This is a genomic window from Candidatus Omnitrophota bacterium (genome assembly GCA_040755155.1).
In the GTDB taxonomy this organism is placed as follows: domain Bacteria; phylum Hinthialibacterota; class Hinthialibacteria; order Hinthialibacterales; family Hinthialibacteraceae; genus JBFMBP01.
Genome location: JBFMBP010000035.1, coordinates 36,125 through 42,569 on the forward strand (window position 1 = coordinate 36,125; position 6,445 = coordinate 42,569).

At 51.3% G+C, this 6,445-nt stretch carries 7 protein-coding genes; 6 read left to right on the forward strand and 1 reads right to left on the reverse strand.

Annotated features, from left to right (window positions below; all coding sequences use genetic code 11):
- From AB1656_04270 to AB1656_04285, 4 genes are all read left to right on the forward strand, one after another.
- Positions 1 to 849, forward strand: an 849-nt coding sequence (locus AB1656_04270; protein ID MEW6234579.1) for a hypothetical protein, incomplete at its 5' end; no start/stop codon positions are given.
- A 113-nt stretch (positions 850 to 962) separates the two neighbouring features.
- Entirely contained in the window at positions 963 to 1,511 is a 549-nt protein-coding gene (locus AB1656_04275; GenBank protein ID MEW6234580.1) for a zeta toxin family protein, read from the forward strand.
- The gene (locus AB1656_04280) at positions 1,508 to 1,702 is read left to right on the forward strand and encodes a hypothetical protein (GenBank protein ID MEW6234581.1); all 195 of its coding nucleotides are present in this window, start codon (positions 1,508 to 1,510) and stop codon (positions 1,700 to 1,702) included. The genes AB1656_04275 and AB1656_04280 overlap by 4 nt, the downstream gene beginning before the upstream one ends.
- A 276-nt stretch (positions 1,703 to 1,978) precedes the next feature.
- Positions 1,979 to 3,340 (forward strand): arylsulfatase, encoded by a 1,362-nt coding sequence (locus AB1656_04285; protein ID MEW6234582.1) that lies wholly within the window; start codon positions 1,979 to 1,981, stop codon positions 3,338 to 3,340.
- A gap of 132 nt (positions 3,341 to 3,472) precedes the next feature.
- Here AB1656_04285 and AB1656_04290 read toward each other — a convergent pair whose 3' ends face one another.
- Entirely contained in the window at positions 3,473 to 4,768 is a 1,296-nt protein-coding gene (locus AB1656_04290) for a Gfo/Idh/MocA family oxidoreductase (protein MEW6234583.1), read from the reverse strand.
- Between the two features lie 139 nt (positions 4,769 to 4,907).
- On the opposite strand from AB1656_04290, the gene AB1656_04295 reads away from it, so the two are divergent.
- Both AB1656_04295 and AB1656_04300 read left to right on the forward strand, forming a co-directional pair.
- Complete coding sequence (locus AB1656_04295) at positions 4,908 to 6,050, forward strand: sialidase family protein (protein MEW6234584.1); 1,143 nt, start codon at positions 4,908 to 4,910, stop codon at positions 6,048 to 6,050.
- 22 nt (positions 6,051 to 6,072) lie between these two features.
- A complete protein-coding gene (locus AB1656_04300; GenBank protein MEW6234585.1) occupies positions 6,073 to 6,441 on the forward strand; it encodes a response regulator in 369 nt (122 codons plus the stop codon).
- Positions 6,442 to 6,445 lie beyond the last annotated feature (4 nt).

The window sequence follows — 6,445 nt, forward strand, 5'->3', positions numbered from 1 at the left end:
GTATACGACGTGGAGATCGATCATTTGGATTGGCTGGCGAAATTTCATTCCTTCGAATGCCACATCATCCTCTATCCCTATAGCCGCAAAATCTCTTCCAAGGATTTCTCGTTCACTCCATTTGAAGAATACGTTAAGGATATCGCCTCTCATCAGCGGTCGGCTTACACCCGCATCGACGATCATTTCAACAACATCTTCGGTTTGGGGCTGGGGCTGGTTATCACTTTCTTATTCCTGATTTTCAATAAAGAAGATTTGTTCGCCATCGAGTCCATCGTTTCCGTGATTTGCGCCTATATGATCGGCAAGGACCTTTGGAGCGACATCGAAAAGTTCCTGATCGATCTTAGTAAAGATTGGCGGCTGCGCTACTGCGAAAATTATTATCTCTACCAATTGGAAAAGAACACGACGCTGACCCAATATTCCTACCACGCCAAAAAACAGCGCTACGGAATTGCGCCGTTGCTGCCGGAGAAAATGGATTATATCGAGCAAAGCAATTCGCAGACGGTGCGCATGCATTTCGACCGCAGCGGCCTTCCCACGCTGGATTCGGATTCGGCCCACATCATGACGATTAATGTAAATCCCAACATACAAGAGGAATTGACGAAATCGGGTTTTCTCTTCGGCGTGAAATTGAGTTTCAATAAAAAGTTTTTGGGATGGGTGCGCAGTTACGAAATCTTCCAAAGTCTGGATAAAAATTCCAAAGGCTGCATGAACGACAAAGGCCAATGGATCGACGGTTCGATTTTTTACCGCAAGACGATGTCTTTGGGCCGTCTGAAATTTTTCTGGAAAAAAGGATTGATTCCCGGCCAGGAGTTGATTGATTTTTGAGGCCAAGCCGCCATTGATTTCGCTCTCTTCTAAAACGTCGTAAGTGTAGAAGAGGCTTCCAGCCTCTTGAGTGAAGAAAGAAAGAGCCAGGATGGCTCTTCTACTTGGGGACAATGACGAATAACCACGAATTCGCAATAAGTCCGCAAAAAAAGATCGTTATCATCGCAGGGCCGAATGGCGCTGGAAAAACCACCTTTGCGCAGGAATTTTTGCCTCAAGAAGCGGAATGCCCCCTATTTATCAACGCCGATTTGATCGCCAGCGGTCTTTCCCCATTCCAACCGGATGCAGCGGCGCTTAAAGCCGGACGTTTGATGCTGCAAGAAATCGAATCCTACGTCGCACAAGGAAAAAGTTTTGCGTTCGAAACCACATTAAGCGGTAAAATATACGCAAGGAGAATCCCGGAATGGCAAAAGATGGGCTATTGGATAAAACTGTTTTATTTAAGTCTTCCAAACGTTGAATTGGCTATTGCCCGCGTAGCCTCTCGCGTTTTATCTGGGGGACATTCCGTTCCAGAGGATGCGATTCGCAGGCGTTTTGAAATAGGACGGATTCATTTCGAAACACTATACAAACCAATTGTGGACAGTTGGATTCTCTACGATAACTCGTCAACAAAGCCAATTGTGATCGATCGAGGTAAAAATACATGAGCGATGAAAATGCGAATATCGTTGATCCAGATTTCCAAAAAGCGGAAGCGGCGTTGATCCGCGCGGGAAAACGCGCCCGCGAACTCGGACGCCAGCTCAATGTTCCCGTCTATGTGATTCAGGATGGCAAGATCGTTGATATCAACCAAGTGGACCCTCATTTCGATGAGCGAAATTCTAATAATCAATGAGATATTTTGAAGGGGTGGCAAAGGCAAAGCGAAGTCTGCCTTTGATTTATCCTTCTTGCCCTAAATGTATCAAATCGCAAAATTTCGTGAAATTCGCCATCTTTAGCGCTTTCGTGATTCAATCCATGAAACCCCATCTCAGTTGTGTAGGGTGTGATCAAAGCGAAGCGTAGCCCGCCATCCACTACCTCATGGCGATCGATGGGTTTAAATCGCCGTGAATGTATGGAAAAATTATGGATGCGCTGAATTGAATCCAATCGAAGGAGCGTTTCCATGAAGAAGAACGCCAATCGCAGAGATTTTATCAAGCAAGCCGGTCTAGGCGCCGTTGCTTCGTTGGCCGGATTGCCGTTAATATTATCCTCCCGCGCGAATGCGAATTCGGGAAGCAAGCCCAATATCATTTTCATCCTGGCCGACGATCTGGGTTACGGCGATCTCGGCTGCTACGGCCAAAAGACCATCCAAACGCCATCCATCGACCGCATGGCGCAAGAGGGAATGCGCTTTACGGATTGCTATGCGGGCAGCACGGTCTGCGCTCCTTCCCGCTGCTGCCTAATGACCGGCTATCACACCGGACGCGCCCGCATCCGGGGCAACAAGCGCCATCCCCTGCTGCCGCAGGACGTCACCGTCGCGGAGGTTCTCAAAGACGCCGGTTACGCAACGGGCATTATCGGCAAATGGGGGCTGGGAGCGCCCAACGACTCCGGCATCCCCAACCGCCAGGGATTCGACTATTGGTTCGGCTATCTCGATCAGGCGCGGGCGCACAATTATTACCCCGATTACGTTTGGAAAAACGAAGAGCGTTTTTTCTTCGAAAAGTGGACGTATTCTCACGACGCTTTCGCGGCGGAAGCCCATGATTTCGTCAAGCGCAACCGAGCCAATCCCTTCTTCCTTTATCTCGCCTACACCATTCCCCACGCCTTCAACGAAGGCGGCGTCAATGGGATGCCGATTCCCAGCGACGCGCCCTATTCCAAAGAAAATTGGCCGCAAGCCTCCAAGAATCACGCCGCCATGATTACGCGCTTGGATGGCGACGTGGGGAAATTGTTCACCTTATTAAAGGAACTGGGGCTGGACGAAAACACGATCGTTTTCTTCTCAAGCGATAACGGGCCGCATAAAGAAGGCGGCGCCGATCCCAACTTCTTCGACAGCAACGGCCCCTTGCGCGGCATCAAGCGCGATTTGTACGAGGGCGGCATCCGCGTTCCCATGATCGCCCGCTGGCCGGGGAAGATTCAAGCGGGAGCCGCCAGCGCAGAGCCGTGGGCGTTTTGGGATTTTCTTCCCACCGCCGCCGAGTTGGGAGGCGCTAATGTTCCTACGGCGATTGACGGTTTATCTATGGTTCCCGCTCTGACGAGCCAGCCGCAGCGCCGCCATAATTATCTCTATTGGGAATTTTACGAGAGAGGCTTCGATCAAGCGGTGCGCATGAAGAATTGGAAAGGCGTCCGGCATGGGATCGATGCGCCGGTGGAATTGTACAATCTGAGCGGCGATCTGGGGGAAGAAAGAGATATCGCCGCCCAACACCCGGACATCGCCGCCGAAATCGCCGCCATCATGAACAACGCGCACGTCGATTCCGAACTTTATCCCATCCCCAAAAAATGATCGGCGCAAAATGAAAAACCCGGACGGAGATTAATTTCCGTTCGGGTTTGATTGATCCGCATAAAAAAGTGCGGCGGCAAGGGCAAGGTTGTTTCTGCTCTTGAATAATAAGAAACAACATCGTCGCGCATCTCAGATATTCGGCAAAACGTAAGGCTCTCGGTACTCCTTCGTCAACATGGCGTTCGCTTCTTTATCATTTTTGAACGTAGAAGTTTCGCCGTCGAAGAACAGTTCTCTTCCCAATCGGTGCGAGATGTTTCCCAATTGGCAAACAAGAGCGCTTTGGCGTCCGATCTCCACATCGGCGTTAGGCGTCTCGCGGCTTTTGATGCAATCGAAAAAGTTTCTGATGTGCGATCCGCCGGAGGCTTTATCGCTCGCGATCTCCTTTCCGTCTTTGCCGATGGCTCTCCAATTGTCGCTGTCGACGAAGAGCGTCGCCTCCGTTCCATAAAAAGCCACTCCGGCGGCGATGCCTTCCATCGGCGCATGATTTTGGAAACTATGCAATTCCCAAACCAGCATTACGTCTTCGAAATCGTAGGTCAGGACTTGCGTATCCGGCACTTCTTTGGCGTCGTCCAGCCAGTAGATTCCTCCTTGGCCGGAAACGCGGCGGGGAAAGCTTTTCTTCAAACCTTTCGTTTTTTGCAGGTACCATAAACAGATGTCCAGCATGTGGACGCCCTGATTTCCTTCTTCGCTGTTGCCGTAATCCCAAAAGAAACGCCATGTGTAATGAAAACGGTTTTTATTGAATGAACGTTGAGGCGCCGGTCCCAGCCAGCGGTCGTAATCCACGCCTTCGGGGACGGACGAGTCTTCCGGATTGCCGATGCTCCCGCGCACCTGGTTCATCCAGGCTTTCAAGAGGCAGATGTCGCCCAGTTTGCCTGACGCGGCGAATTCCACCGCCGATTTGTAATGGTTCATGCTGCGGCGTTGGGTGCCAGTTTGGAAGATGCGGTTGAACTTACGCGCTGCGTTACGCATCAAGAGGCCTTCGTGAATCGTCTGGCTGAGGGGTTTTTCGCAATAGACGTCCTTGCCCGCCTGGCAGGCGAGAATCGCCATGATGGCGTGCCAATGATCCGGCGTTACGATCATGACGGCGTCGATCTCCTTATCCTCCAAAACCTCTTTGAAATCCTTGCATTTCGCCGGAGCCGCTCCTTGCGCTTTTTCGATCAACGCTCCCGTTTCGTTAAGTACGGCGTCGTCGATGTCGCAGAACGTCTTGACGAATGCGCCCAGAGCAATCGCTTCTCTGACGTCGTGCTTGCCTTGATTGTGTCCACCGATTAACGCCAGATTGATTCTCTCGTTGGCGCCTAACGCCCGCGGATTCCAATTAATGAAACTGCCCGCAGTTAACGCGGCGGCGCTGGATTTTTTTAGAAAGGATCGACGATTTTCCGATGGCATAGTGGCTTCTCCTTGCAGTAAATTGGATGGCAACGCATTTTGGGGATAGTTTCCGCTGCATTGTCTACTCTTTTTCTATGATTAAGCATACCATAGATGAATCGCGAAAAAAAAGATATCTTTCAAAAGGAAAAAATCCATGTTTTGGAAAAATGGAATCGGGTGGATTCTTATCGTTGCATTTTTGTTTTCGGCTGGCGTTGCAGGGGCGGATAACGAATCGATCTCCCGGCAAGCGGTTTTTCTCTCCGGCCAAGAAGGCTATTTCGCGTTTCGCATCCCCGCCGTTATTGCGGCGAAGCAAGAAACGCTTTTGGCTTTTTGCGAAGGACGCAAAAAAAGTCTTAACGATTCCGGCGATATCGATTTGACGTTGAAGCGCAGCCTGGATGGAGGAAAAAGTTGGGGGCCGATGCAAGTCCTCGTCCACCGCGAGGGGTATACCTGCGGCAATCCCAGCCCGGTAGTGGATCGCGATTCCGGCACGATATGGCTGGTTTTCACAACCAATCGCGGCGACATCAGCGAAAGCCAAATCCATCGGGGAACGGGTTCGCGCGACGTTTGGGTCATGAAGAGCGAGGACGGCGGTTCAATCTGGAGCCAGCCCGTCGAGATAACCCAATGCGTAAAACGCCCGGAATGGCGCTGGTACGCCACCGGCCCCTGTCATGGCATTCAACTGAAGAGCGGGCGATTCGTAATCCCCTGCGATTTTTCTTTGAATGAAAACGCCTCTTCTTGGGGATCGCACGTCATATACAGCGACGACCGGGGCCAAACGTGGAAACTGGGAGGCGCCATCGATAGCGGCTTCGTCAACGAATGCGCGGCGCTCGAATTGGCCGATGGATCGCTCTATTTGAACATGCGCTCCTATAAGAATCGGCATCGCCGAGCCGTCGCCGTCAGCAAAGACGAAGGGATGACCTGGGGCGAGGCGAAAGACGATCCCGCCCTGATCGAACCAGTATGCCAAGCCTCCGTCATCCGTTATTCCTTGAAAGACGGTTCGGATAAAAACCGCATCCTCTTCTCCAATCCCGCCAGCGAGAAAAGAGAGAAGATGACTATCCGCCTCAGTTGCGACGATGGCCAAACCTGGGCGTTTTCCAAAGAAATTCACGCCGGACCCTCCGCCTATTCCGATCTCGTTGTCCTTCCTGATGGGACAATCGGCTGCCTTTACGAATGCGGAGAAAAAAGTCCCTATGAAACCATTACATTCGCGCGATTTTCGTTAAAATGGCTCACGGATGGAAAAGACAGCCTCGCCAAATAGTGAACTTCAGGAGTTTAGATGGATGAAGCGTATTCTTGTCGTGGACGATGAAAAAGACATCCGCTCCATGCTGCGCATTCCTTTGGGACGCGCGGGTTATGAGATTGAAGAAGCCAGCGACGGCGCGATGGCGATCGCCATTCATCGCCGCCGCCCCGTCCATTTGCTGGTTCTCGATATTCTCATGCCGGAAAAGGAAGGCATCGAAACGATTTTGGAATTTCGACGCGATTATCCCGGCGTGAAGATCGTCGCCATCTCCGGCGGCGGCATCGTCGATGCGGGGGATTATTTGGAAATCGCCAAAAATTCCGGCGCCGACCGCATCTTCAAAAAACCCTTGGACTTGCCGCTATTGATAACAGCGATCAAGGAACTGATCGGTTCGTGAAAAT

Excerpts from the sequence above, each read along its gene's own strand:
- AB1656_04275 (MEW6234580.1), top strand. The coding sequence starts at position 963 with ATGACGAATAACCACGAATTCGCAATAAGTCCGCAAAAAAAGATCGTT.
- AB1656_04285 (MEW6234582.1), top strand. The coding sequence starts at position 1,979 with ATGAAGAAGAACGCCAATCGCAGAGATTTTATCAAGCAAGCCGGTCTA.
- AB1656_04290 (MEW6234583.1), bottom strand. The coding sequence starts at position 4,768 with ATGCCATCGGAAAATCGTCGATCCTTTCTAAAAAAATCCAGCGCCGCC.
- AB1656_04295 (MEW6234584.1), top strand. The coding sequence starts at position 4,908 with ATGTTTTGGAAAAATGGAATCGGGTGGATTCTTATCGTTGCATTTTTG.
- AB1656_04280 (MEW6234581.1), top strand. The coding sequence starts at position 1,508 with ATGAGCGATGAAAATGCGAATATCGTTGATCCAGATTTCCAAAAAGCG.
- AB1656_04300 (MEW6234585.1), top strand. The coding sequence starts at position 6,073 with ATGAAGCGTATTCTTGTCGTGGACGATGAAAAAGACATCCGCTCCATG.